Source organism: Sphingomonas larreae, assembly GCF_051400595.1.
Lineage (GTDB): Bacteria > Pseudomonadota > Alphaproteobacteria > Sphingomonadales > Sphingomonadaceae > Sphingomonas.
This window is the reverse complement of the sequence record NZ_JBLFFI010000001.1, coordinates 294,549-317,344: the sequence shown is the minus strand read 5'-3', so window position 1 is coordinate 317,344 and position 22,796 is coordinate 294,549. Positions and strand designations below refer to the sequence as shown.

Below are 22,796 nucleotides of genomic sequence, written 5' to 3'. Positions count from 1 at the left end.
GGCCCTGCCAGTCGCGCCTTCTTACGTCGCCGATGTCGCGCGCGGATGTCGGATCGCGGGGGATTTGTCGCGAAGTGTGTCAGGCCGCCGGCCCCGGGGATCGCCGCATTGCGCCAAAGCACCATCGCGGGGCGTGAAAGCGGCGCGGCAAGCGGCTCGGTGGCGCGAGCGTTCTATGAAGCGGGTGTGCCGCGACGAGGAGCCGGAATGAAGCGCACCCTGTTGGTGATCGACATCCAGAACAACTACTTCACCCGCGGAGCGCTGCCGCTGTGGCGCGCCGAGGTGGTGGAGGAGCGGATCGTCGCGACGATCATGGCCGCGCGCGCGGCGGGCGATCAGATTATTCTGGTCCGCCATATCAGCGCGAACGGCCTGTTCGCCGAGGACGACCCCGGCAGCGTGATCCGTCCCGCGATCATGGCGGCGGCGGACGGCGCAGCGATCATCAACAAGAGTTTTCCGGATTCCTTCCAGGAGACGGACCTCGGCGCGCACCTGCTCGACACCAGCGAACTGCTGATTTGCGGGATGATGACGCAGAATTGCGTGACCTATACCGCGCTAGCGCCCGAGGCGACGCTGCTCGAGCGCCGCGTGATCGGTGAACTTTGCACGGCGCCGACCGAACTCGTCCATCAGGTCGCGATCGCCGCGCTGGCCTCGAAAATGCCGGTGATCACTGCGGCCGAGGCCTGGGCGGCGCACGCAGAGTAAGCTCGCGCGCTGCCGCCCGGGCGTGCCGCGATCAGCGCGTGCCCTGGCCGAAGAGCACCCGCCGCTGCTCGTCGTTCATCTCGACCGGCTGCGCCTGCACGCGCGCACCCTGCTCATAGGCGCGCACCACCGCCGGGCGTGCTTTGATGCGGGCGTGCCACGCCGCCAGGTTCGGAAAGTCGGCCATGTCCTGCCCCTGCGGCTCGGGGAGGATCCAGGGGAAGCAGGCCATGTCCGCGACGGTATATTCGTCGCCGGCGACATAGTCGCGACCCGCGAGCCGCCGGTCGAGCACGCCATACAGCCGGTTGGTCTCCTTGAGATAGCGCTCGATCGCATAGGGCAGCCGCTCCGGCGCGTAGCGCGTGAAATGATGGTTCTGCCCGAGCATCGGGCCGAGTCCGCCGACCTGCCACGCCAGCCATTCAAGCACCTCGACGTGCGCGCGTGGCGTCGCGCCGCCGAACTTGCCGGTCTTGTGCGCCAGATAGAGCAGGATCGCGCCGCTCTCGAACACGCTCAGCGCGGCGCCGCCGTCGGTCGGCGCATGATCGACGATCGCGGGCATGCGGTTGTTGGGCGAGATCGCGAGGAACTCGGGACGAAACTGCTCGCCCTTGCCGATATTGACCGGGTAGATGGTGTAGTCCAGCCCGGCCTCTTCCAGGAAGATCGTGATCTTGTGGCCGTTGGGGGTGGGCCAATAATGCAGGTCGATCATCGCGCGTCTCCGTTGCTGGCGCGAAGGGTGGGGATGCCGGGCGCCGCGATCAATGCCGCCGCGCCGATCCGCGCCCGCAGGGTGCTGCGGCGTGCTTCCATGGCGCATAGTGGCTCGAAACGGGACAGAGGCTTGCGGCGCGGCGCGGCTGCGGTCATGACATGTAAATAACGGTTGCTGGGGGGCAGCGATGGGGGACCAGGAGAGCGTCGGGGTGGCCTATCACCCTCCCGCCGCGGCGCTGAAAAGCTATGCCACCGGCTATCACCGGTTCGCGGCTCCGATCGTGCCGGGACACGTCTTCCATGACGCCTTCTTCCCCAGCGTGGCGACGATCCGGGTCACGCTGGCGGGCGCGCCGCCCTGGTCGCTGCGAATCGGCAGCCGTACCTTCGACCCCATGCCCGTTGTCGCGTTAACCGGTCCGACCAGTTACGCGGGCTATGTCACCGGCTCGGGCGGTACGCTGGTGGGCGCGGGGCTGCTGCCATATGGTTGGGCGCAACTCTTCGGCGGCGACGTCTCGCGCCTGTCGAACCGGGTGGTGCCGCTCGGCGAACTCGATCCCGGCGCGGAGATGCTGCGCGAGGCGCTCGAATCGGGCGATCCTTTCCATCAGGTGTTCGACGCCTGGCTTGAGGCGCGGCTGCAGCGCCGCGGCCCTGCCGACCCGCGCATCGATCGCCTCTGCACGATGCTGCGCGACCCGGCGACGACGCGGATCGAGGCGGTGGCGGAGGCGCTCGAGATGACGCCGCGCGCGCTGGCCGCGCTGACCCGCTTCAACTTCGGCTTCACCCCGAAGCTGCTGCTCCGCCGGACGCGCTTCCTGCGCGCGCTCAGCGCAGTGCTCACCCACCCGGAGGCGGCGCCGGTCGCGCTGGAAGAGGCGGGCTATTGGGACCGGTCGCACTTCCTGCGTGACAGTCACCTCTTTCTCGGCTGCTCGGTACGCGAGTTCTCGCGCCGCCGTGGACCGCACAACCAGCTCGCCATCCGCGCTCGGACGGAGGCGCTCGGCACGCCGGTGTGAGGGGCTGCGAGCGACCGGTTCACGCGGTCAGCAGGCGGTCGTCGAACATGCCGAACAGCAGCGTTGATGCGTAGAGCCCTACCGCGCGGTCGCGCGGCATGGTCGCGGCCCAACGCCGCATGTCGAACGCGGCGTTGAGCAGCGCCATCAGCGCCTGGCTCGCGATCAGCGCGTCCGCGGCGCGCACGGTCTGCTCGGCCATGCCGTCCATCAGCGTGCCCGCGAAGCGTCGCGCGATCCGGGTCGAGCGATCGACCATCTGCTGGCGCTCGCCCGCGGGCAACCCGCTCAGCGCGGTCGTGCGCAGCAACGAGCCATCCTCCGAGAACTGCACTGCGACCAGGGTCGCCACCGCGTCGCACAGCCGCTGCCACTGCGAGCCGCCGCGTGCGTCCGCGCTGCGCTGCGCCGCTGCGATCGTGTCGAAGCTGCGACGGTAACAGGCCGCGACCAGATCGTCCTTGGCGTCGAGATGGTGGTAGAAGCTGCCCTTGGTCACGTTGAGCTCGGCGGCGATGCGCTGCACCGACGCGCCGCGATAGCCCAGCGCGTTGATCAGCCGTGTCGCGGCGAGCAGGAACGCCTCCCGGCCCGGCACGCTGTCGTCGCGTGGCAGATCGAGCTGTCGGGGCGCCCAGGACGCACCCGGCGCGGCGAGACCATGCCGGAACAGGTCGAGCAGGCGCTCGGCAACACGGGCATATTGATCGGCGTCGTAGCGCGGCAGCCAGACCGGCAGCCAGAACATGTTCTCGAGCAGCACGTGCGCGCGCGCGCCGGCGAGATCGGTCGCGCCGCGTGCGTGCGGCTCGCCCCATAGCGAACGGGTGCGGCGAAAGACCTCGCGCCACCGCCCCATCAGGCGCGCGCGCACCGGTTCGTCCATCGCGCGAAGATCGGACAGGACGGCGAAGGCGCGTTCTTCGCCACGCTCGATCCGTGCCAGTCGCGCGACGTTGAGCGCTACCAGCCGCTCGACCCGCGCGACCGGAGTCGGCTGCGCGGCGGCGTCGTCCAGCATCGCCAGCAGGTAATCCAGCGTGTGCTCGAACGCGGCGGCGGCGAGATCCTCCTTGCGCTTGAAGTAATAGGTGACGCTGGTCGTGTTGAGCCCGACGCGCCGGGCGACGTCGGCGAAGGTCATGCCCTTGGCGCTCTGCTCGTTGATCGCGTCCGCGGCGGCGGCGAGGATGGCCTCGCGCTTCTCGCGAAAGCGACGGGTGGCGGTGGTGGCGTCGGTGCGGCTGTCCCCCATGGCGCGCAGGTAGCACGGTGCTTTCGAAGAAACAGTCCTTTTTCCGTGATCTTCGTCGCGGGTACGACAGAACCGCGCCTCGGCTTTACCGAATAACGGGTATGGCCTAGGTTGAGGCACGGCACGATATGCGGAGGATCGCGATGGACTTCACGCTGAGTGAGCGCGAGACCGCCCATCGCGACCGCGTGCGCAGCTTCATCGCCGAACATATCGCGCCGCGTAACCACGAGTATGAACAGCAGCTCGCCGCTGGCGAGCGCTGGAAGATCATTCCCGTGATCGAGGAGGTCAAGCGCGAGGCGAAGGCCGCGGGCCTGTGGAATCTCTTCATGCCGCCGCATTCCGGCCAGCAGCACGTTGACGACACGTTCGCATTCGCCGGCATTCAGCTCACCAATCTCGAATATGCGCTGTGTGCCGAGGAGATGGGACGGATCGGCTGGGCGAGCGAGTGTTTCAACTGCTCCGCGCCCGACACCGGCAACATGGAGGTGCTCCACCGCTATGGCACGCGCGCGCAGAAGGAGGCGTGGCTGCGGCCGCTGATGGACGGCGAGATCCGCTCGGTGTTCCTCATGACCGAGCCGGCGGTGGCCTCGTCCGACGCGACCAACATTGAGACGCGGATCGAGCGGGACGGGGATCATTATGTCGTCAACGGCCGCAAATGGTGGTCGTCGGGCGTGGGCGACCCACGTTGTCGCATCGGCATCCTAATGGGCAAGACGAGCGCCGACGCGCCGCGCCACCAGCAGCAGAGCCAGTTGCTGATACCGATGGACACGCCGGGCGTGAGGATCGAGCGGCTGCTCCCGGTCTACGGCTATGATCATGCGCCGCACGGGCACGGCGAGGTGAGCTTCACCGACGTGCGCGTGCCGCTGGAGAACATGCTGCTGGGCGAGGGGCGCGGGTTCGAGATCGCACAGGGCCGGCTCGGGCCGGGGCGGATCCACCATTGCATGCGCACGATCGGGGTCGCCGAGGTGGCGATCGAGAAGATGGCGCGCCGGCTGCTCGATCGTGTCGCCTTCGGCAAGCGCATCGCGGACCATAGCGTGTGGGAACAGCGCGTCGCGCGCGCGCGGATCGACGTGGAGATGACGCGGCTGCTGTGCCTCAAGGCTGCCGACATGATGGACAAGGCGGGAAACAAGGAGGCGCAGCAGGAGATCGCGATGATAAAGGTGCAGGCGCCGACGATGGCGCTGCAGATCCTGGACGACGCGATCCAGGCGTTCGGCGGGGCGGGCGTCGCGGAGGACGCGGGCCTCGCGCACGCCTGGGCGTCGATGCGAACGCTGCGCTTCGCCGATGGGCCGGACGAGGTGCATTGCCGGGCGATCGCGCGCCACGAGTTCGGCAAATATGGCGCGCGTGGAGGAGACGGCGCCGGCGGAGCACGCCGGTGAGGACGGCGGACGGACCCGGTGCGGCACGCAGCGGCGACCGGGCGTGCGGCACGCCCGCGTCCGCATGAGCGACGATCCCATGCTCCAGCGCGAGCTGGCCGCGCGCGATCGCCTCGACCTCACCCGGCTCGGCCCCTGGCTCGAGGCGCATGTCCCCGGTGCCGCGGGGCCGCTCGACTATGTCAAGTTCGCGGGCGGCCAGTCCAACCCGACCTACCGGCTCGACACGCCCGGTGGCCGCTACGTGCTGCGCCGCAAGCCGATGGGTGAGCTGCTGCCCTCGGCGCACCAGGTCGAGCGCGAGTATCGCGTGATCGCCGCGCTCCACCCCGCCGGCTTCCCGGTGCCGCGCCCCCTTGCGCTGTGCGAGGAGCCGGCGGTGATCGGGTCCGCCTTCTACGTCATGGAGATGGTGGAGGGCCGCACGATCTGGGACGGCGCCATGCCGGGGCTGACCGCGACGGCGCGGCGTGCGCATTATCACGCGATGATCGACACTTTGGCCGATCTCCACAACCTCGACCTCGACGCGCTCGGACTTGGCGACTTCGGGCGCCCGGGGAATTATTTCGAGCGCCAGGTGGCGCGCTGGACCAAGCAGTATCGCGGCGCCGAGACCGAGACGATCCCCGCGATGGAACGGCTGATCGACTGGCTGCCCCGCACCGTCCCGCCGCAGACGCGCACGGCGATCGTCCACGGCGATTATCGCGTCGACAATCTGCGATTCGGTGCCGGCGAGGAGCCGCGTGTCGCGGCGGTGCTCGACTGGGAGCTGTCGACGCTCGGCGATCCGGTGGCCGACCTGACCTATTATCTGATGAGCTGGGTCACCGCGCCCGATGGTCGCTCGGGCGTGATGGGTCTGACCGGCGACGCCACCGGCATCCCCACGCTCGATGAGACGCTGGCGCGCTACGCGGCGCGCACCGGGCGCGACGAGCCGATCGCGATCGACTGGTATCTTGCGTTCAATTTCTTTCGGCTGGCAAGCATCGTCCAAGGGATCAGGAAGCGCGTGCTGGTCGGTACCGCCGCCAACGCGCGCGCGCAGGAGACCGCGGCGCAGCTGCCGACGCTGGTCGCCGCGGCCTGGGCCCTGGCGGAGCGTGCGGGCGCGTGAGCGGGGAAGCCGGGATGCGGTTCGCGGGCAAGTCGATCGTGGTCACCGGGGCGGGCTCGGGGATCGGGCGCGCCGCGGCGCTGCTGTTCGCGCGCGAGGGCGGCCGCGTCATCGCCGCCGACGTCAGCGGGGGCGCGGCCGCGACCGTCGCGGCGATCACCGGCGAGGGCGGCGAGGCGGCCGCCTTTCACGGGGACGCGGGCGACGAGGGTGACGTTGCGCGGCTGGTCGCGCTCGCAGCGGAGCGGCACGGCGGCGTGGACGTGATGTTCGCCAATGCCGGCATCTCGGGCGGGCTCGCCAATCTGTTCGATACCGATGTCGCGCTGATTACCGAGGTGCTGCGCGTCAACCTGATCGGGCCCTTCCTCGCGATCAAACATGCCGCTCCGCTGATCGCGGCGCGTGGCGGCGGGGCGATCGTGCTCACCGCCAGCGTTGCAGGGCTGCGCTCGGGCGCGGGTTCGCCGGCCTATTCGGCGAGCAAGGCGGGGGTGATCAACCTCGCGCAGGTGGCGGCGCAGCAGCTCAGCGGCAGCAACGTCCGCGTCAACGCGATCTGTCCCGGGCTGACCGAGACCGGCATGACGCGCCAGACCTTCGATCACGCGCGCGACACGGGCAAGCTCGATCGGCTCGGCCGGCTCAACCCGCTGCGCCGCGGTGCGCGACCGGAGGAAGTGGCGGAGGTGGCGCTGTTCCTCGCCAGCGAGGCGGCGAGTTACGTCAACGGGCAGGCGATCGCGGTCGACGGCGGGCTGTCGTCGAGCCATCCGGTGACCCGGCAGGACTATGGCAAGACCGCGGTGTGAGGCGCGGTCTTCCCTTTTGGCGCGACGCAAGATAGCCGCCGGGCCATGACCGAGCTCGCCAAGACCTTCGACCCCGCCGCGATCGAGCGCCGCTGGTACACGCATTGGGAAGACAAGGGCCTGTTCCGCCCCGACCGCCCGAACGCCGAGCCCTGGACGATCGTCAACCCGCCGCCCAACGTGACCGGCTCGCTCCACATCGGCCATGCGCTCGACAACACGCTGCAGGACATCCTGACGCGCCACGCCCGGCTCAAGGGCAAGGACGCGCTCTGGGTGGTCGGCACCGACCATGCCGGGATCGCCACGCAGATGGTGGTCGAGCGCCAGATGGCGGCCAAGGGCGAGAAGCGCACCGATCTGTCGCGCGAGGACTTCGTCGCACGCGTGTGGGCGTGGAAAGCGGAGAGCGGCGGCGAGATCACGCGCCAGTTGCGCCGGCTCGGCTGCTCGATGGACTGGGCCAATGAGCGGTTCACCATGGACGAGGGCTTTTCGCGCGCGGTGCTCAAGGTGTTCGTCGAGCTGCACCGCCAGGGGCTGCTCTATCGTGACAAGCGCCTGGTCAACTGGGACCCGGGTCTCGGCACCGCGATCAGCGACCTGGAGGTCGAGACGCGCGAGGTGCGGGGCAGCTTCTGGCGACTGCGCTACCCGCTCGCGGACGGCTCGGGCTCGATCGAGGTGGCGACGACGCGGCCCGAGACGATGCTCGCCGACATGGCGGTGGCGGTGCACCCCGAGGACGCGCGCTACACCGCGCTGGTGGGCAAGCAGGTTCGGCTGCCGATCACCGGCCGGCTGATCCCGATCGTCGCCGACGAGCACGCCGACCCGGCGCTCGGCTCGGGCGCGGTGAAGATCACGCCGGGGCATGACTTCAACGACTTTGAGGTCGGCCGCCGCGCCGGAATCGAGGCGCGCGACATGCTCAACATGCTCGATGCCAAGGCGCGCGTGGTGCAGACCGCGGACGGGCTGATCCCGGCTGAGTTCCTCGGCCTGCCCGGCAACGATGCCACGGCCGAACAGGACGCGCGCCGGCTGGTGATCGCGCAGCTCAAGGACGAGGGCGTGCTGATCCCGCACGTCGACAAGGACGGCGTCGCGCACGACGCCGAGCCGCGCGTGATCCAGACGCCGTTTGGCGACCGCTCGGGCGCGGTGATCGAGCCGTGGCTGACCGACCAATGGTATGTCGACGCCGCGACGCTGGCGAAACCCGCGATCGAGGCGGTGCGCTCTGGCGCGATCAAGCTGGTGCCCAAGTCGTGGGAGAAGACCTTCTTCAACTGGATGGAGAACATCCAGCCGTGGTGCGTGTCGCGGCAATTGTGGTGGGGTCACCAGATCCCGGCGTGGTTCGACGCCGACGGCCGCGCCTATGTCGCCGAGACGGAGGCAGAGGCGCAGGCGGAGGCTGGCGCGGGCGTGGCGCTGACGCGCGATCCCGACGTGCTCGACACCTGGTTCTCCAGCGCGCTCTGGCCGTTCGCGACGATGGGCTGGCCCGATGCCGCGGACCGCACGCTCGGCGGCCGCTACCCCAATGACGTGCTCGTCTCGGGCTTCGACATCCTGTTCTTCTGGGATGCGCGGATGATGATGCAGGGCATGCACTTCATGGGCGAAGTGCCGTTCCGCACGCTCTATTTGCACGGCCTGGTGCGCGCCGCCGATGGCGCCAAGATGTCCAAGTCCAAGGGCAATACGGTTGACCCGCTGGGGCTGATCGACCGCTACGGTGCCGACGCGTTGCGCTTCTTCATGGCGGCGATGGAGAGCCAGGGGCGCGACATCAAGATGGATGAGAAGCGGGTCGAGGGCTATCGCAACTTCGCCACCAAGCTGTGGAACGCCAGCCGCTTTGCCCAGGCCAACGGGATCGGCGGCTCGACCACGCTGGAGCCGCCGCTCGCCTCTAACCCGGTCAACAAGTGGATCCTCGCCGAGACGGTGGCGACGGTCCAGGCGGTCGACCTCGCGCTCGCCGATTACCGCTTCGACGCCGCCGCCAACGCGATCTACCAATTCGTGTGGAGCCGCTTTTGCGACTGGTATCTGGAGCTCATCAAAGGACAGGTGGACGAGGAGACCAAAGCGGTCGCGGGCTGGGTGCTCGACCAGATTCTGGTGCTGCTCCACCCGTTCATGCCCTTCATCACCGAGGAGCTGTGGCACGCGCTGGCGCCGCGCGAGCACGAGCTGATCGTCGCGCACTGGCCAATGGCGGATGCACGCGCGCTCGACCCGGCGGCGACACAGGAGGTCGAGCGGCTGATCGAGCTGGTCGAGGTGGTGCGCGGGGCGCGCGCCGAGCTCAATGTGCCGCCGGGCACGCGCATCGCGCTCCACACCGGCGCGGGCAGCGTGCCGGCGACGATCGCGCCGTACGTCGAGCGGCTCGCGCGCGTCACGCTGACGCCGGGCGAGGCGAGCGGCGCGCGCGCGCCGATCCTGTGGGGCGCGGAGACGTTCGCGCTCGCACTGGAGGGCGTGATCGACCTCGAGGCGGAGCGTCAGCGCTTGCAGAAGTCGCTCGCTGCGGCGGAGAAGGAGCGCGACTCGCTGGCCGGGCGGCTCGGCAACGCGAGCTTCGTCGAGCGCGCCAAGCCCGAGGCGGTGGAGAAAGCGCGCGGCGACCATGCGGAGAAGGCAGCCGACGCGGAGCGCTTCGCCGCGGCACTGGCGCGGCTGGGGTGAGGGGCGGGGCGGCTGCCAAGCCCGAGGTCGTCGGACCACCTTCGGCGAGCACGCCTGCTCTCCACGACATCCTACCGTCATCCCGGACTTGTTCCGGGATCGACCCATCCGCGTGCATCACGGCTGTTGCGGGCGCGGCACGGTGGATCCCCGAACAAGTCCGGGATGACGTAGTGGGGGTGAGCGGCTGACGCCACAGGGAGGGGCGAGTGGCCGAAGCGGTCTCTGCCGGCGGAATAGCCACTCGTCGCCTGTCCCGACCACAGCCCCACCGCCACCTTGCATCCCGACGCCACTTCCTCTAAGAGCCGCGGCACGTTCCACCGTTGAACGCGATCGACATGCGCCCATGTGGTGCCCGCTGGCCGGCGAGGTTTCGCCCGCCGGCGCTTTTGCGTTTGGCGGCGGATGGGAAGGATATACGATGTTCGATAGCCTCAGCGATCGTCTCGGCGGCGTCTTCGACCGGTTGCGTGGCCGCGGCGCGCTGACCGAGGCGGACGTGCGCGCCGCGATGCGCGAGGTGCGCGTCGCGCTGCTCGAGGCCGACGTCGCATTGCCGGTCGCGCGCGCCTTCGTCGACGAGGTCACTGAGGAAGCAGTCGGCCAGAACGTGCTGCGCTCCGTCACGCCGGGGCAGCAGGTCGTCAAGATCGTCAACGACGCGCTGGTGCGGATGCTCGGCGGCGACGATCCCGCCGCGGCCGAGCTCCAGCTCAATGTCGCGCCGCCCGCGGTGGTGATGATGGTCGGCCTGCAGGGCTCGGGCAAGACGACGACGACGGCCAAGATCGCCAAGCGCCTGTCGAGCAGCTCGATGACCGGGCGCTCGGCGAAGAAGGTGCTGATGGCGTCGCTCGACGTCAACCGTCCCGCCGCGCAGGAGCAGCTCGCCACGCTCGGCACGCAGGTCGAGGTGGCGACGCTGCCGATCGTCGCGGGCCAGCAGCCGGTCGAGATCGCGCGCCGCGCGCTCCAGGCCGCGAAGCTGCAGGGCTTCGACGTGCTGATGCTCGACACCGCCGGCCGACTCCACGTCGACCAGGCGCTGATGGACGAGATGAAGGCGGTCGCGGAGGTGGCGGCGCCGCAGGAGATCCTGCTCGTCGTCGACTCGCTGACGGGTCAGGACGCGGTCAACGTCGCGCAGAACTTCTCCGAGCAGGTGCCGCTTACCGGCGTGGTGCTCACCCGCATGGACGGCGACGCGCGCGGCGGCGCCGCGCTGTCGATGCGCGCGGTCACGGGCAAGCCGATCAAGTTCGCCGGCGTCGGCGAGAAGCTTGACGCGCTCGAGGCGTTCCACGCCTCGCGCGTCGCAGGCCGCATCCTTGGCATGGGCGACGTGGTCAGCCTTGTCGAGCGAGCCGCCGAGTCGATCCAGCAGGAAGACGCCGAGCGCATGGCGAGCCGGCTCGCCAAGGGCCAGTTCGACATGAACGACCTGCGCGGCCAGCTCGCGCAGATGAAGCGCATGGGCGGATTGGGCGCGCTCGCGGGCATGCTGCCGGGCATGAAGAAGGCGCAGGCGGCGATGGACTCGGTGCCGGGCAGCGACAAGATGCTGGTCCATCTCGACGCGATGATCGGCTCGATGACGGTCAAGGAGCGCGCCAAGCCCGAGCTGATCAACGCCAAGCGCAAGATCCGCATCGCCAAGGGTTCGGGCACGACCGTGCAGGAGGTCAACAAGCTCCTCAAGATGCACCTCGAAATGTCGACCGCCATGAAGAAGATCAAGAAGATGGGCGGGCTCAAGGGCATGATGGCGATGCTCGGCAAGGGCGGTCTCGGCGGGCTGGGCAATGCGATTGGTGGCGCCGACATGGGCGACATGATGGGCAAGCTGGGCGGACCGGGCGGTGGTCCGGGGCTTCCTGGGCTCCCCGGCGGCGGTCTGCCCGGCAACATTCCCGGCGGCCTGCCGCCCGGTTTCCGGTTCAAGAAGTAACGGTGCGCGTCGCCCCGGCGGCGCGGACCCGACGACATTTACCTAGACGATCCCGGCGCAGGCCGGGGCACAGACACACAGAAGGAAGACGAACACCATGGCACTCAGCATTCGCCTGTCGCGCGGCGGCTCGAAGAAGCGTCCTTACTACCGCATCGTCGTCGCTGACGCGCGCAGCCCGCGCGACGGCAAGTTCATCGAGAAGATCGGCAACTACAACCCGCTGCTCGGCAAGGACGACGAGAAGCGCATCGTGCTCGATGCCGAGCGCGCCAAGCATTGGCTGGGTGTCGGCGCGCAGCCGACCGACCGCGTCGCCCGCTTCCTCGACGCCGCGGGCGTGAAGGAGCGCGTCGCGCGCAGCAACCCGAAGAAGGGCGAGCCGGGCGAGAAGGCCAAGGAGCGTGCAGAGGAGCGCGCCGAGAAGCTGAAGGCGCAGCAGGAGGCCGCCGCGGCCCCGGCCGAGGCTGAGGCGAGCGCGGAGTAAGCCGGCCGGGAAGCCGATCGTCCGCTCGTGCGTTACTCTCGGCTCCGAACGAGACCCGAGAGGACCGCACGATGACGATCGACCCCGACCCGCGCACCGCGCCCGACGACAATGACGACTCGACCACCCAGGACGCCACCAACCAGGGCGTCTCGAGCCAGCAGCCCGCCGAAGGGGACGACGACGCGCCCGCCGGCGGCGCGGACTCGCCCGACCAGGCCTGAGGCGGCGCCGGTCGACCCCGACGCGGTGGTGCTCGCCGCCGTGACGGGGGCGCACGGCATCGCGGGCGAGGTGCGCCTGAAGGTGTTCGCCGAGGCGCTCGAGGCGCATCGCACGTTCAATGGCGGGGCGCTCACGCTGGTGAAACTGCGCGACGGCACGATCGCGCGCTTCGCCGAGGTGACCGACCGCACTGCCGCGGAGCAGCTCCGCGGCACGTTGCTCACCGTCGCGCGCGCGGACCTGCCGCCGCTCGGCGAGGGTGAATATTATCACGCCGACCTGCTCGGTCTCGCCGCGGTGTCGACGGACGGCGAGCCGATCGGGCGCGTCGTCGCGGTGGAGAATTTCGGCGCGGGTGACGTGATCGAGATCGAGCGCGACGGGGGCAAGCGCTTCATGGTGCCGATCAACGCGGTGCCGGAGTGGGACCGCGCGCGGCTGGTCGTCGAGGCGGCATTCGTGGAGTGACGGGAGGGGGCGTCGCTCTCCTTCTTTCCTTCCGCCGTCATCCTGAACTCGTTTCAGGGTCCACCGTCCCGCAGGCGCCGCCGCACCTGAGTACGCGGCTCAGTGGATCCCGAAACGAGTTCGGGATGACGGGAATGAGGAGGCGGGCTCTCGAAGCACGCCGTGCTCCTGCGCACGCAGGAGCCCGGAGCGACGGTCGCCCGCCTCACCACGCGGGGTTCCTGCGTTCGCAGGAACACGCTCACCGCCGCAGCGGGCGCTGCTCCGCCAGCAGATTGCGGATCGTCGTTGCCGCGACGCCGGCCTCGCCCATGGCGTGGCTGATCTGGTCGAGGCCCTTCACCACATCTCCCGCCGCGAACAGCCCCGGCACGCTGGTGCGCTGGTGATCGTCGACCTCGAGGCAGCCGTCCTCGCTCGCGCGCGCGCCCGCCTCGATCGCGAGATGCGAGCGGATGCGTGAGCCCAGCGCTGGGTAGACGCTGTCGAACGCCATCCGCCCGCGCGCGGTGTCGAGCGCGAGCTGCTCGCCCTCGATCGCATAGCCGCCGCACGGGCCGTCGACTCGCACCACCCCGGCGTCGTCGAGCGCCGCGGCGCAGGCAGGATCGAGCAGATGCTCCGCCTCGGGCGCGATCAGCGTGATGTCGCGAGTGAAGCCGCGCAGGAACAGCGCCTCTCGCATGCCGCGGTCGCCGGTGCCGATCACCGCCACTCGCTTGTCCGTGACCTCATAGCCGTCGCACACGGGGCAGTAACGCAGCAGCCCCCGCGCCAGCGCCGGGTCGTGCACTTCGGGGAGCAGCCCGTGCGGGCGGTGGTTCACCACCCCGGTCGCTAGCAGCACGGTGCGTGCGCGATGCGTGCCCTGGTCGGTGGTGGCAACGAAGCCGTCGCCGTCTTGCGCCAGCCCGGTCACCTTCACCGCCTCGCGCCGAGCACCGTATTTCTCCGCCTGGGTGAGCATCAGCCGCAGCAGCTCGGTGCCCGCGATCCCGTCGGGATAGCCGGCGTGGTTGTGCGTGCACGGGATCATCGCGGCGCGGCTCGACCCCGAGTCGAACAGCCGGATCGAGAGATGATAGCGCGCCAGATAGATCGCCGCGGTCAGCCCGGCGGGCCCGGCACCGATGATGAGGCAGTCGTCCATCTTGCTGTCGTTCCCGCGTGTATATACATCCCGTGCATACGGGAGGTCGGCGATGAGTAACGAATATCGCGCCAAGGTGTTCAAATCCGGGAATTCCGTCGCGCTGCGCCTGCCCAAGGCGCTGGGGCTGAAGGAGGGTACGGAGATGGTGGTTCGCGAGGAACGCGACCATTATGAGTTCGCGCCCGTGGTAAGGGACGATCGACTCGATCTCACGTCGATATGGGGCAAGTGTCCGGGGCTCACACCACGCCCCGCTGAAGAGCGCGCGTTCGAGCCGTCGCCCCGCGCCTGGGACGATCCTGACTGGACTGGCTGGGGGGCAGAAGCCGACCGGTGAGGTACATGCTCGACGCCAACATCGTCATCGCGCTGCTCGCGGGCGAACCCGCCAAGTTGCGTGCGCGGATCGAGCGCTGTCGCCGCGGCGATATCGTCATCTCGTCGATCGCCTTGGCAGAGGTGGCCCTGGGTAGCGCCAGCGGCAAGCGCCCGTCGTCAGCGATCCTGGAGCAGTTGACTCGCCTGTTCGACGTGCTCGCTTTCGACGCGACGGCATCATGGGCCTATGCCCGGCTGCCGTTCCGGCGCGGCAGTTTCGACCGGCTGATCGCAGCGCACGCCTTGGCCGCGGACGCGACCCTCGTCACCAACAACGAGCGCGACTTCGCCGGCATCTCCGGCCTCGCCGTCGAGAACTGGACCCGATGACCTTCCGCGCCACGATCCTGACGCTCTACCCCGAGATGTTCCCGGGCCCGCTCGGCACGTCGCTCGCCGGACGCGCGCTGCGGGAGGGGAGGTGGACCTGTGACCCGGTCAACATCCGCGACTTCACCGAGGATCGCCACCGCACGGTGGACGACACGCCCGCGGGCGGCGGCGCGGGGATGGTGTTGCGTGCCGATATCGTCAGCCGCGCGGTCGACGCGCACGCCGACGGACGCCCGCTGGTCGCGCTCACGCCGCGCGGTGCGCCGCTCACCCAGCGGCGCGTCCGCGAGCTCGCTGCCGGCCCGGGCGCGGTGCTGCTGTGCGGGCGGTTCGAGGGGTTCGACGAGCGCCTGTTCGAGGCGCGCGACATCGAGCAGCTGTCGATCGGCGACTATATCCTCTCGGGCGGCGAGATGGCCGCGCTGGTGCTGCTGGACGCTTGCGTTCGGCTGATTCCGGGGGTAATGGGCGCGGCTTCGAGCGGGGACGAGGAGAGCTTCGAAAGCGGCCTCCTCGAATATCCGCATTATACCCGACCTGTCGAATGGGAAGGGCGCACGATCCCCGAGGTGCTGCGATCGGGGGATCATGCGAGGATCGCGGCGTGGCGTCAGTCACAGGCCGAGATCGACACACGGCTACGGCGGCCGGACCTGTGGGAGCGTCACGAGGGCGCTCGGGTCGGCTCGCCCTCTGGCGCGCGGCACGGAAGTAAGGATTGACGCGATGAACCTGATCCAGACGCTCGAGGCCGAGCAGATCGCCAAGTTCCACGAGAGCAAGAAGCTCCCCGAGTTCCGCCCCGGCGACACGCTGAAGGTCGGCGTGAAGGTGGTCGAGGGCGAGCGCACCCGCGTCCAGAACTTCGAGGGCGTGTGCATCGCGCGCTCGAACAAGGGCATGGGCTCGTCGTTCACCGTCCGCAAGATCAGCTTCGGCGAGGGTGTGGAGCGCGTCTTCCCGCTCTACTCGCCCAACGTCGACTCGATCGAGGTGGTGCGCAAGGGTGCGGTGCGTCGCGCCAAGCTCTATTACCTGCGTGGCCGCACTGGTAAGTCGGCGCGCATCGCCGAGCGCCGCGACAACCGTCCGCAGGCGCAGGCCGCCGAGTAAGCGACACCCGGTCCCGACCGGAGCGCAAGGGGCGCGGTGGGAGACCACCGCGCCCCTTTCTCGTTGGGGGGCGTCGCACCGACAGCTTGCCTTAGCTGGCGTCATCCTGAGCTCGTCTCAGGATCCAGCCATCCGCGAGCACCACCGGCACTTGGGCGCGCGGCACAGTGGATCCTGAAACAAGCTCAGGATGACGCCAGTGGGATAGGACATGCCTTACGTCTCTAGGTGCCACCCCGGCGGACGCCGGGGCGGAGCGCTTGTAGTGACGGAGCGCCCGCGTCGTCGCCGGCGCTCGCGCCCACGTAGGCATCAGCGTTTCACCGGAAGAGGCCCCACCACCACGACAGCAAGGGTGCCGCTTTACCTCGCCGCCTCCCGCCGCGATAAGGGCGGCGCGCCCGGTCCCGGGTCGCGATCCCGGAGGAATGGATGCGTTCATGGTTGGCGGTGGTGGCGCTTGCGACGGTAGCAACAGGGGCGCTCGTGGCTGACGCCGCCCAGGCGCAGGCCAGCGCCACCCGACCTGCGGCGCAGCGGCTCACGCTCGAGCGCATCTTCGCCGCGCCCGACCTCGGCGGCCAGCAGCCGCGCTCGCTCAAGCTCTCGCCCGACGGGCGGCTGCTCACCTTCCTGCGCCCGCGCGCCGACGATCGCTTCCGCCTCGACCTGTGGGCGCGCGACACCGCCACCGGGCAGGAGCGGATGCTGGTCGACAGCACGCGCGTCGGCAGCGGCGCGGCGCTGTCGGAGGCGGAGAAGATGCAGCGTGAGCGCGCGCGCATCGGCGCGCTGACCGGGATCATCCGCTACGACTGGTCGCCCGACGGGCGCCAGTTGCTCGTCCCCGCCGACGGCGACCTCTATCTCGCCGGCGTCGACGGCGCGACGCGCCGGCTCACCGAGGTGAAGGGCGGCGTGCTCAACGGCGAGGTCTCGCCGCGCGGCGGCTTCGTCAGCTACGTGCGCGACCAGAACCTGTGGCTCCAGCCGCTCGCCGGCGGCGCCGCACGCGCGCTCACCCAGGGCGGCGGCGGCACGGTCCATTTCGGCGAGGCCGAGTTCGTCGCACAGGAGGAAATGGATCGCCGCACCGGTTATTGGTGGAGCCCCGACGATCGCTATGTCGCGGTCGAGCGGTTCGACGAGGCGCCGGTACAGGTCTTCACCCGCGCCGCGATCGGCGCCACCGGCACGAGCATCTACCAGCAGCGTTATCCCGCCGCGGGCATGCCCAACGTCGCGGTCGAGCTCCACGTGATGCGCGCCGACGGCAAGGGGCAGGTGAAGGTCGATCTCGGCACCGACCCCGACATCTATCTCGCACGCGTCGACTGGCTGCCCGACGGCTCGGCGCTGCTCGTCCAGCGCGAGAACCGCGCGCAGACCCGGCTGGACGTGCTACGTGTCGACCCCGCCACGGGCAAGGCGACCCTGCTGTTCAGCGAGACGGCGGCGCCGCGCAGCTGGATCAACCTGACCGACAGCTATCGCGCGCTCGGCGACGGCGGGCTGCTGTGGCGCTCCGAGCGCGACGGCTATGGTCACCTCTGGCTGCTGCGCGGCGATCGGTGGACCCAACTGACCAACGGGCCGTGGGTGGTCACCGGGCTGGTCGCGGTCGACGAGGCCGCGGGCAAGGTCTATTTCATGGCCAACAAGGACGACGTGCTCGAGCAGCAGCTGTACGTGGTCCCGCTCGCCGGCGGCACGCCCGAGCGGCTGACCGAGCGCGGCTGGCAGAACAGCGTCACCGCGGACGGCGCGGCACAGCGCTTCCTCGTCACCCGCTCCAACCCGAACCAGCCGCCGCAGGTCTATCTCGCCGACGCCGCCGGCAAGAGGCTCGCCTGGGTCAATGAGAACCGGGTTGCGGGCGACCATCCCTACGCGCCCTATCTCGCCGCGCACCGCCCGGTGACGTTCGGGACGGTCAAGGCGGAGGACGGCACCGATCTGCACTGGCAGATGGTCACGCCCAGGCTCGAGCCGGGCAAGCGCTACCCCGTCTTCTTCCAGCATTACGGCGGGCCGGGGCCGCAGAATGTCGCACGCGACTGGAAGAACCCACTGATCCAGCACATCGTCGACCGCGGCTGGATCTATTTCGAGCTCGACAATCGCGGCTCGGCCAACCGAGGCGTCGCATTCGAGAGCGCGATCTGGCATGCGATGGGCACGGTGGAGGTCGCCGACCAGCGCGCCGGCGCGACCTATCTGACGACGCTCGGCTATGTCGATCCGAAGCGTATCGCCACCTATGGCTGGTCCTACGGCGGCTATATGTCGCTCAAGATGATCGAGGCCGACCCGGGCCGCTACGCCGCCGCGATCTCGGGCGCGCCGGTGACCGACTGGCGCCTGTACGATACGCATTACACCGAGCGCTACATGGGCGACCCGCGCACCGACGCGGCCGCTTATGACGCGTCGCGCGCCGTCCGCGATCCCAGGCGCATCACCACGCCGCTGCTGCTGATGCACGGCATGGCCGACGACAATGTCTTCCTCGACAACAGCACCAAGGTGGCGGCGGCGCTGCAGGGCGCGGACATGCCGTTCGACCTGATGTTCTACCCCGGCAAGACCCACTCGGCGGTACGCGACATCCACGTCTGGACCACGATCGAGCGCTTCCTCGACGCGCACGTCGGCAGCGGGCCCAAGTAAAGCTTGCTGTCGCGTGCGCGGCGGGCGCATTAGGGCCGCCGCGGGGTAGACATGCGCGCACCGAGCGCGCCGGGAAGGACGTAAGATGGGCTATCGGGTGGTGGTGGCGGGGGCCACGGGCAATGTCGGGCGTGAGATGGTCAACATCCTCGCCGAGCGCGAGTTTCCCGCCGACGAGATCGCGGTGCTGGCGTCGTCGCGCTCGGTCGGCGACCAGATCGAGTATGGCGACACCGGGCGCATGCTCACCGTCAAGAACATCGAGCATTTCGATCCGACCGGCTGGGACATGGCGCTGTTCGCGATCGGCAGCGAGGCGACCGCGGTCTATGCGCCCAAGTTCGCCGCCGCGGGCTGCACCGTGATCGACAATTCGTCGCTCTACCGCATGGACCCGGACGTTCCGCTTATCGTACCCGAGGTGAACGCCGCGGCGATCGACGGTTATCGCATCAAGAACATCATCGCCAACCCGAACTGCTCGACCGCGCAGATGGTGGTGGCGCTCAAGCCGCTGCACGACGCCGCGACGATCAAGCGCGTGGTGGTGGCGACCTACCAGTCGGTCTCGGGCGCGGGCAAGATCGGCATGGACGAGCTGTTCGAGCAGAGCCGCAACATCTTCGTCGGCGATCCGGCCGAGCCGAAGAAGTTCACCAAGCAGATTGCCTTCAACGTGATCCCGCACATTGACAGCTTCCTCGACGATGGCTCGACCAAGGAAGAGTGGAAGATGGTGGTCGAGACCAAGAAGATTCTCGACACCAAGATCAAGGTGGTCGCCACCTGCGTGCGCGTGCCGGTGTTCGTCGGCCATTCCGAGGCGCTCAATATCGAGTTCGAGAACGAGCTCTCGGCCGAGGATGCGCAGCGACTGCTGCGCGAGGCGCCCGGGGTGATGCTGGTCGATAAGCGCGAGGACGGCGGCTATGTCACCCCGATCGAGAGCGCGGGCGACGACGCCACCTATGTGAGCCGCGTGCGCGAGGACCCGACCGTGGAGAACGGGCTGGCGCTGTGGTGCGTCAGCGACAATCTCCGCAAGGGTGCCGCGCTCAACGCGGTGCAGATCGCCGAGCTGCTCGGCCGTCGCCACCTCAAGAAGGCGGACGAGACCGACGACGCCGCGTTCGACGCGGTGTTCGCCGGCGACGAGTGAGCTAATCCGCAGCGAGCCCCCTCCCCTTCAGGGGAGGGGTTGGGGTGGGGCCTTTCCGCAAGCGCGGCGTGCGCTGAAACGCCCCACCCCCAGCCCCTCCCCTCAAGGGGAGGGGAGAAGCAGTAACGGCGCTCCGACGCTACGCAGCGTCGGAGCGGCTCAATACCCCGTGTACCGCCCCGGGCGGTGCCACGCGATCAGGATGCCGCTGATCGCCGCCGCGGACAGCGCCGACCACGCGACCCGCTCCACCGGCAGCGCCACCAGCGACACCAACAGGATCACCGCGTCGATCGCGATCTGCGTGCGTCCGGCGTTCCAGCCGCGGCGCTGCTGGAGCCACAACGTCACCACGCCCGTCCCGCCGATGCCGGCATGATGCCGCGCCAGCGCCAGCGCACCGAAGCCGATCACCGATCCGCCGGCCAGCGCGGCGAAGGCCGGATCGATATAGGCGATACTCAGCCCGTAGCGCGTCACCGTGCCGAGCGCCGCCACGCCGATCCCGACCAACGCGGTGCGCAAGGTGAAGCGCCGTCCCATCGCGCGCCACGCCAGCCAGAAGAAGGGCAGGTTGAGCAAGGTGAACAGCACCCCGCTTGGCAGCGGCACCGCATAGGAGAGCAGCAGCGCTACCCCGGCGATCCCGCCGGTCACCAGCCCGGCGGCATGGAGCAGCGCCAGCCCGAGCACGACGAGGATGCAGCCGAGCGCGAGCGCATAGGCGTCCTCGATCGCGCTATGGGGAAGGGAGGGCGGAAGGGTCACGCTCGCGCTGTGCCAGCGACGCGCGGTGGCGTCGAGTGCTGCGTTGCAACATGGGTCATGCGTTTACCTGCGCGATCCGCCGCGCTAGGCCGCAGCGCTCAGCAGCGGGAGCGCGGGCCATGGCGCAGGAGATGATCGGCGGGTGCCAGTGCGGCAGCGTCCGCTACGCAGTGCAGGTAGACGACGATGACGCCTATCTCTGCCACTGCCGTATGTGCCAGCGCGCCACCGGCGGCGTCTTCGCCGCGCTCAAGCAGGTGCGGCGCGACGCCGTGACATGGACGACTCGAGAGCCCGATCGCCGCGCGTCCTCACCGATCGCGCGCCGCGGCTTCTGTCGGGAGTGCGGCACGCCGCTCACCTATGAGGGGAACGATGCCGACAAGCTCGACCTCACCGTCGGCAGCTTCGACGATGCTGCGCGCCTCCGCCCCACCGGCCATTTCGGCGTCGAGAGCCGCCACGCCGCGTGGTGCGACACCGGCGGTCTGCCCGAGAAACGCACCGACGAACTTCCGCACATCGTCAGCAAGTGGATGGAAACGAGTGGCAAGCTCCCCGACTGAGACGCGCTTCTTCGACAGTTTCGACGGCACCCCGATCGCCTGGCGCGAGCTGGGCGAGGGGCGGCCGCTGGTGCTGATCCACGGCTATTTCTCGGACGCGCGCACCAATTGGTTGCGCTACGGCCATGCCGCCGCGATCGCCGCGCGCGGCGTGCGCGTGATCATGCCGGACCTGCGCGCACACGGCGAGAGCGGCAAGCCGCACGAGGCCGCCGCTTACCCGCCCGACGCGCTGGCTCAGGACGGCGAGGCGCTGGTGCGTCACCTCGGGCTGACCGATTATGACCTCGGCGGCTACTCGCTCGGCGCGCGGACGGTGGTGCGGATGCTGGCGCGCGGCGCGACCCCGCGGCGCGCGGTGCTCGCCGGCATGGGGCTGGAGGGGATCGTCGGCGCCGAGCGGCGCGCCGATCATTTCCGCCACATCCTAACGCGGCTCGGCCAGCACGAGCGCGGCAGCCCCGAGTGGCTCGCCGAGGCCTTCCTCAAGACCACTGGTGGCGATCCGGTCGCGCTGCTCGGCGTGATCGACACATTTGCGAGCACGCCGGCGGAGGTGCTGGCGACGCTCGACCGGCCGACCCTCGTGCTCAGCGGCGTTGACGATCACGACAACGGCTCGGCCGCGGCCCTCGCCGACGCGCTGCCGAACGCACGCTACGCTGAGGTGCCGGGCAATCACATGAGCGCGGTAACCAAGCCCGAGCTGGGGCAGGCGATCGCTGATTTCGTAGCCAAGTAGTGGTTGACCGGTCTCCTGCGGACGCAGGAGCCTAGGGCCGGCAGCGACGACGTGCGTGGCTCTGGGTTCCTGCGTTCGCAGGAACAGCGCTTCGTGCCACACTAGATCGTGGCGTCTCAGCTCTTCAGCTTCCACCCGCGCTTGAGCAGGACATAGCACAGCACCCCCAGCGCGACGTCGATCGCCAGGATCACCACGCTGCCCACCGCCACCGGCGAGTCGGCGCTGCCGAGGAAGCCGTACCGAAAGCCCGAGATCACGTAGAAGAACGGGTTGACGTGGCTGAAGGCGCGGAACGCGGGCGCGAGATGATCGACCGAGTAGAAAGTGCCCGACAGCAGGGTGAGCGGCGCGATGAGGAAATTGGTCACCGCCGCGGCATGGTCGAACTTGTCGGCCCAGATCGAGGTGAGCACGCCCGCGAACGACAGGAACATCGCGCCGAGCAGCCCGAACCACAGCACCGCGAGCGGGTGATGCGGCGTCACGTGCACCCCCGGCCACAACGCCATCGCCAGCCACACCGCGCAGCCGACGCAGAAGGCGCGCGTCACCGATGCGCCGACCAAGGCGGCGAGCAGCTCGCTGGTGGAGAGCGGCGGCTGGAGATAGTCGACGATATTGCCCTGGATCTTGCCCACCAGCAGCGAGAAACTGGCGTTGGCGAAGGCGTTGTTGAGCATGCCCATCACGATCAGCCCGGGCGCGATGAAGTCGGCGAAGGCGACCGGCGCGCCGCCGACGTTGACCGGGCTGCGCGCGCCGTTGGCGACGGTGAAGATGACGAGGAACATCAGCGTCGTCACCGCCGGTGCCCACACCGTCTGGAGCTGCACCTTGAAGAAACGGCGCACCTCCTTCACATAGAGGGTTCGCAGGCCACCCCAATTGACGTTCCGGATCACCGGTTCGCCGGGGGCGTGCCTGATGGCTGACGGAATATGACCGGTCGGGGGCTGGCTGCTCATCGCTTGTGCGGGTAACCGCTGCGGCGCGCGCCCGCA

The 22,796-nt window shown here is 69.4% G+C and carries 24 protein-coding genes; 18 read left to right on the top strand and 6 right to left on the bottom strand.

Annotation, left to right across the window (positions count from 1 at the left end; all coding sequences use genetic code 11):
* The first annotated feature begins 45 nt into the window (after positions 1-45).
* Positions 46-717, top strand: a complete 672-nt coding sequence (locus ACMGDM_RS01390) for an isochorismatase family protein (protein ID WP_436802349.1) — start codon at positions 46-48, stop codon at positions 715-717.
* Between the two features lie 31 nt (positions 718-748).
* Here ACMGDM_RS01390 and ACMGDM_RS01385 read toward each other — a convergent pair whose 3' ends face one another.
* Positions 749-1,438 (bottom strand): glutathione binding-like protein, encoded by a 690-nt coding sequence (locus ACMGDM_RS01385; RefSeq protein WP_436802348.1) that lies wholly within the window; start codon positions 1,436-1,438, stop codon positions 749-751.
* Entirely contained in the window at positions 1,435-1,596 is a 162-nt protein-coding gene (locus ACMGDM_RS01380) for a hypothetical protein (RefSeq protein ID WP_436802347.1), read from the bottom strand. Before ACMGDM_RS01380 ends, ACMGDM_RS01385 begins: the two co-directional genes overlap by 4 nt.
* Before the next feature lie 32 nt (positions 1,597-1,628).
* Here ACMGDM_RS01380 and ACMGDM_RS01375 point away from each other — a divergent pair, with 32 nt between their 5' ends.
* On the top strand, positions 1,629-2,471 hold the full coding sequence (locus ACMGDM_RS01375; protein ID WP_436802346.1) for a helix-turn-helix domain-containing protein: 843 nt from the start codon (positions 1,629-1,631) through the stop codon (positions 2,469-2,471).
* A gap of 19 nt (positions 2,472-2,490) precedes the next feature.
* Here ACMGDM_RS01375 and ACMGDM_RS01370 read toward each other — a convergent pair whose 3' ends face one another.
* Entirely contained in the window at positions 2,491-3,726 is a 1,236-nt protein-coding gene (locus ACMGDM_RS01370; protein ID WP_436802345.1) for a TetR/AcrR family transcriptional regulator, read from the bottom strand.
* A 143-nt stretch (positions 3,727-3,869) separates the two neighbouring features.
* Between ACMGDM_RS01370 and ACMGDM_RS01365 the strand changes: the two genes are divergently transcribed.
* From ACMGDM_RS01365 to rimM, 8 genes are all read left to right on the top strand, one after another.
* Complete coding sequence (locus ACMGDM_RS01365; protein WP_436802344.1) at positions 3,870-5,141, top strand: acyl-CoA dehydrogenase family protein; 1,272 nt, start codon at positions 3,870-3,872, stop codon at positions 5,139-5,141.
* 64 nt (positions 5,142-5,205) lie between these two features.
* Positions 5,206-6,264: a phosphotransferase family protein gene (locus ACMGDM_RS01360; RefSeq protein ID WP_436802343.1), complete on the top strand. Its 1,059-nt coding sequence runs from the start codon at positions 5,206-5,208 to the stop codon at positions 6,262-6,264.
* Positions 6,265-6,278: 14 nt separating this feature from the next.
* Complete coding sequence (locus ACMGDM_RS01355; protein WP_436803605.1) at positions 6,279-7,076, top strand: SDR family NAD(P)-dependent oxidoreductase; 798 nt, start codon at positions 6,279-6,281, stop codon at positions 7,074-7,076.
* A 45-nt stretch (positions 7,077-7,121) separates the two neighbouring features.
* Entirely contained in the window at positions 7,122-9,779 is a 2,658-nt protein-coding gene (locus ACMGDM_RS01350; RefSeq protein WP_436802342.1) for a valine--tRNA ligase, read from the top strand.
* 424 nt (positions 9,780-10,203) lie between these two features.
* Positions 10,204-11,730, top strand: a complete 1,527-nt coding sequence (gene ffh / locus ACMGDM_RS01345) for a signal recognition particle protein (protein ID WP_436802341.1) — start codon at positions 10,204-10,206, stop codon at positions 11,728-11,730.
* Positions 11,731-11,827: 97 nt separating this feature from the next.
* A complete protein-coding gene (gene rpsP, locus ACMGDM_RS01340; RefSeq protein WP_436802340.1) occupies positions 11,828-12,217 on the top strand; it encodes a 30S ribosomal protein S16 in 390 nt (129 codons plus the stop codon).
* 71 nt (positions 12,218-12,288) lie between these two features.
* Positions 12,289-12,441, top strand: coding sequence for a hypothetical protein (locus tag ACMGDM_RS01335; protein ID WP_436802339.1), 153 nt, complete (start codon positions 12,289-12,291; stop codon positions 12,439-12,441).
* Positions 12,442-12,466: 25 nt separating this feature from the next.
* Positions 12,467-12,910 (top strand): ribosome maturation factor RimM, encoded by a 444-nt coding sequence (gene rimM / locus ACMGDM_RS01330; protein WP_436802338.1) that lies wholly within the window; start codon positions 12,467-12,469, stop codon positions 12,908-12,910.
* A gap of 241 nt (positions 12,911-13,151) precedes the next feature.
* Here rimM and ACMGDM_RS01325 read toward each other — a convergent pair whose 3' ends face one another.
* Positions 13,152-14,060 (bottom strand): NAD(P)/FAD-dependent oxidoreductase, encoded by a 909-nt coding sequence (locus ACMGDM_RS01325; protein ID WP_436802337.1) that lies wholly within the window; start codon positions 14,058-14,060, stop codon positions 13,152-13,154.
* A gap of 52 nt (positions 14,061-14,112) precedes the next feature.
* On the opposite strand from ACMGDM_RS01325, the gene ACMGDM_RS01320 reads away from it, so the two are divergent.
* The 6 genes from ACMGDM_RS01320 (at position 14,113) to ACMGDM_RS01295 (ending at position 19,716) form a co-directional block, all read left to right on the top strand.
* On the top strand, positions 14,113-14,400 hold the full coding sequence (locus ACMGDM_RS01320) for an AbrB/MazE/SpoVT family DNA-binding domain-containing protein (RefSeq protein WP_436802336.1): 288 nt from the start codon (positions 14,113-14,115) through the stop codon (positions 14,398-14,400).
* Positions 14,401-14,405: 5 nt separating this feature from the next.
* A complete protein-coding gene (locus ACMGDM_RS01315) occupies positions 14,406-14,771 on the top strand; it encodes a type II toxin-antitoxin system VapC family toxin (protein WP_436802335.1) in 366 nt (121 codons plus the stop codon).
* Positions 14,768-15,496, top strand: a complete 729-nt coding sequence (trmD, locus tag ACMGDM_RS01310) for a tRNA (guanosine(37)-N1)-methyltransferase TrmD (RefSeq protein WP_436802334.1) — start codon at positions 14,768-14,770, stop codon at positions 15,494-15,496. Before ACMGDM_RS01315 ends, trmD begins: the two co-directional genes overlap by 4 nt.
* A gap of 4 nt (positions 15,497-15,500) precedes the next feature.
* Entirely contained in the window at positions 15,501-15,887 is a 387-nt protein-coding gene (gene rplS / locus ACMGDM_RS01305; protein WP_132910575.1) for a 50S ribosomal protein L19, read from the top strand.
* Positions 15,888-16,319: 432 nt separating this feature from the next.
* Positions 16,320-18,557 carry a S9 family peptidase gene (locus ACMGDM_RS01300; protein WP_436802333.1) on the top strand — a complete coding sequence of 746 codons (2,238 nt, stop codon included), beginning with the start codon at positions 16,320-16,322 and terminating at the stop codon, positions 18,555-18,557.
* An 85-nt stretch (positions 18,558-18,642) separates the two neighbouring features.
* Positions 18,643-19,716: an aspartate-semialdehyde dehydrogenase gene (locus ACMGDM_RS01295; protein ID WP_436802332.1), complete on the top strand. Its 1,074-nt coding sequence runs from the start codon at positions 18,643-18,645 to the stop codon at positions 19,714-19,716.
* Between the two features lie 159 nt (positions 19,717-19,875).
* On the opposite strand, the gene ACMGDM_RS01290 is transcribed toward ACMGDM_RS01295, so the two are convergent.
* A complete protein-coding gene (locus ACMGDM_RS01290; protein WP_436802331.1) occupies positions 19,876-20,484 on the bottom strand; it encodes a YitT family protein in 609 nt (202 codons plus the stop codon).
* Between the two features lie 119 nt (positions 20,485-20,603).
* Between ACMGDM_RS01290 and ACMGDM_RS01285 the strand changes: the two genes are divergently transcribed.
* Positions 20,604-21,050 carry a GFA family protein gene (locus tag ACMGDM_RS01285; RefSeq protein ID WP_436802330.1) on the top strand — a complete coding sequence of 149 codons (447 nt, stop codon included), beginning with the start codon at positions 20,604-20,606 and terminating at the stop codon, positions 21,048-21,050.
* Positions 21,031-21,792, top strand: coding sequence for an alpha/beta fold hydrolase (locus ACMGDM_RS01280; RefSeq protein ID WP_436802329.1), 762 nt, complete (start codon positions 21,031-21,033; stop codon positions 21,790-21,792). Before ACMGDM_RS01285 ends, ACMGDM_RS01280 begins: the two co-directional genes overlap by 20 nt.
* 116 nt (positions 21,793-21,908) lie before the next feature.
* Here the strand turns inward: ACMGDM_RS01280 and ACMGDM_RS01275 are convergent, their stop codons facing one another.
* A complete protein-coding gene (locus tag ACMGDM_RS01275) occupies positions 21,909-22,760 on the bottom strand; it encodes an ABC transporter permease (RefSeq protein ID WP_436802328.1) in 852 nt (283 codons plus the stop codon).
* Between the last annotated feature and the right edge of the window lie 36 nt (positions 22,761-22,796).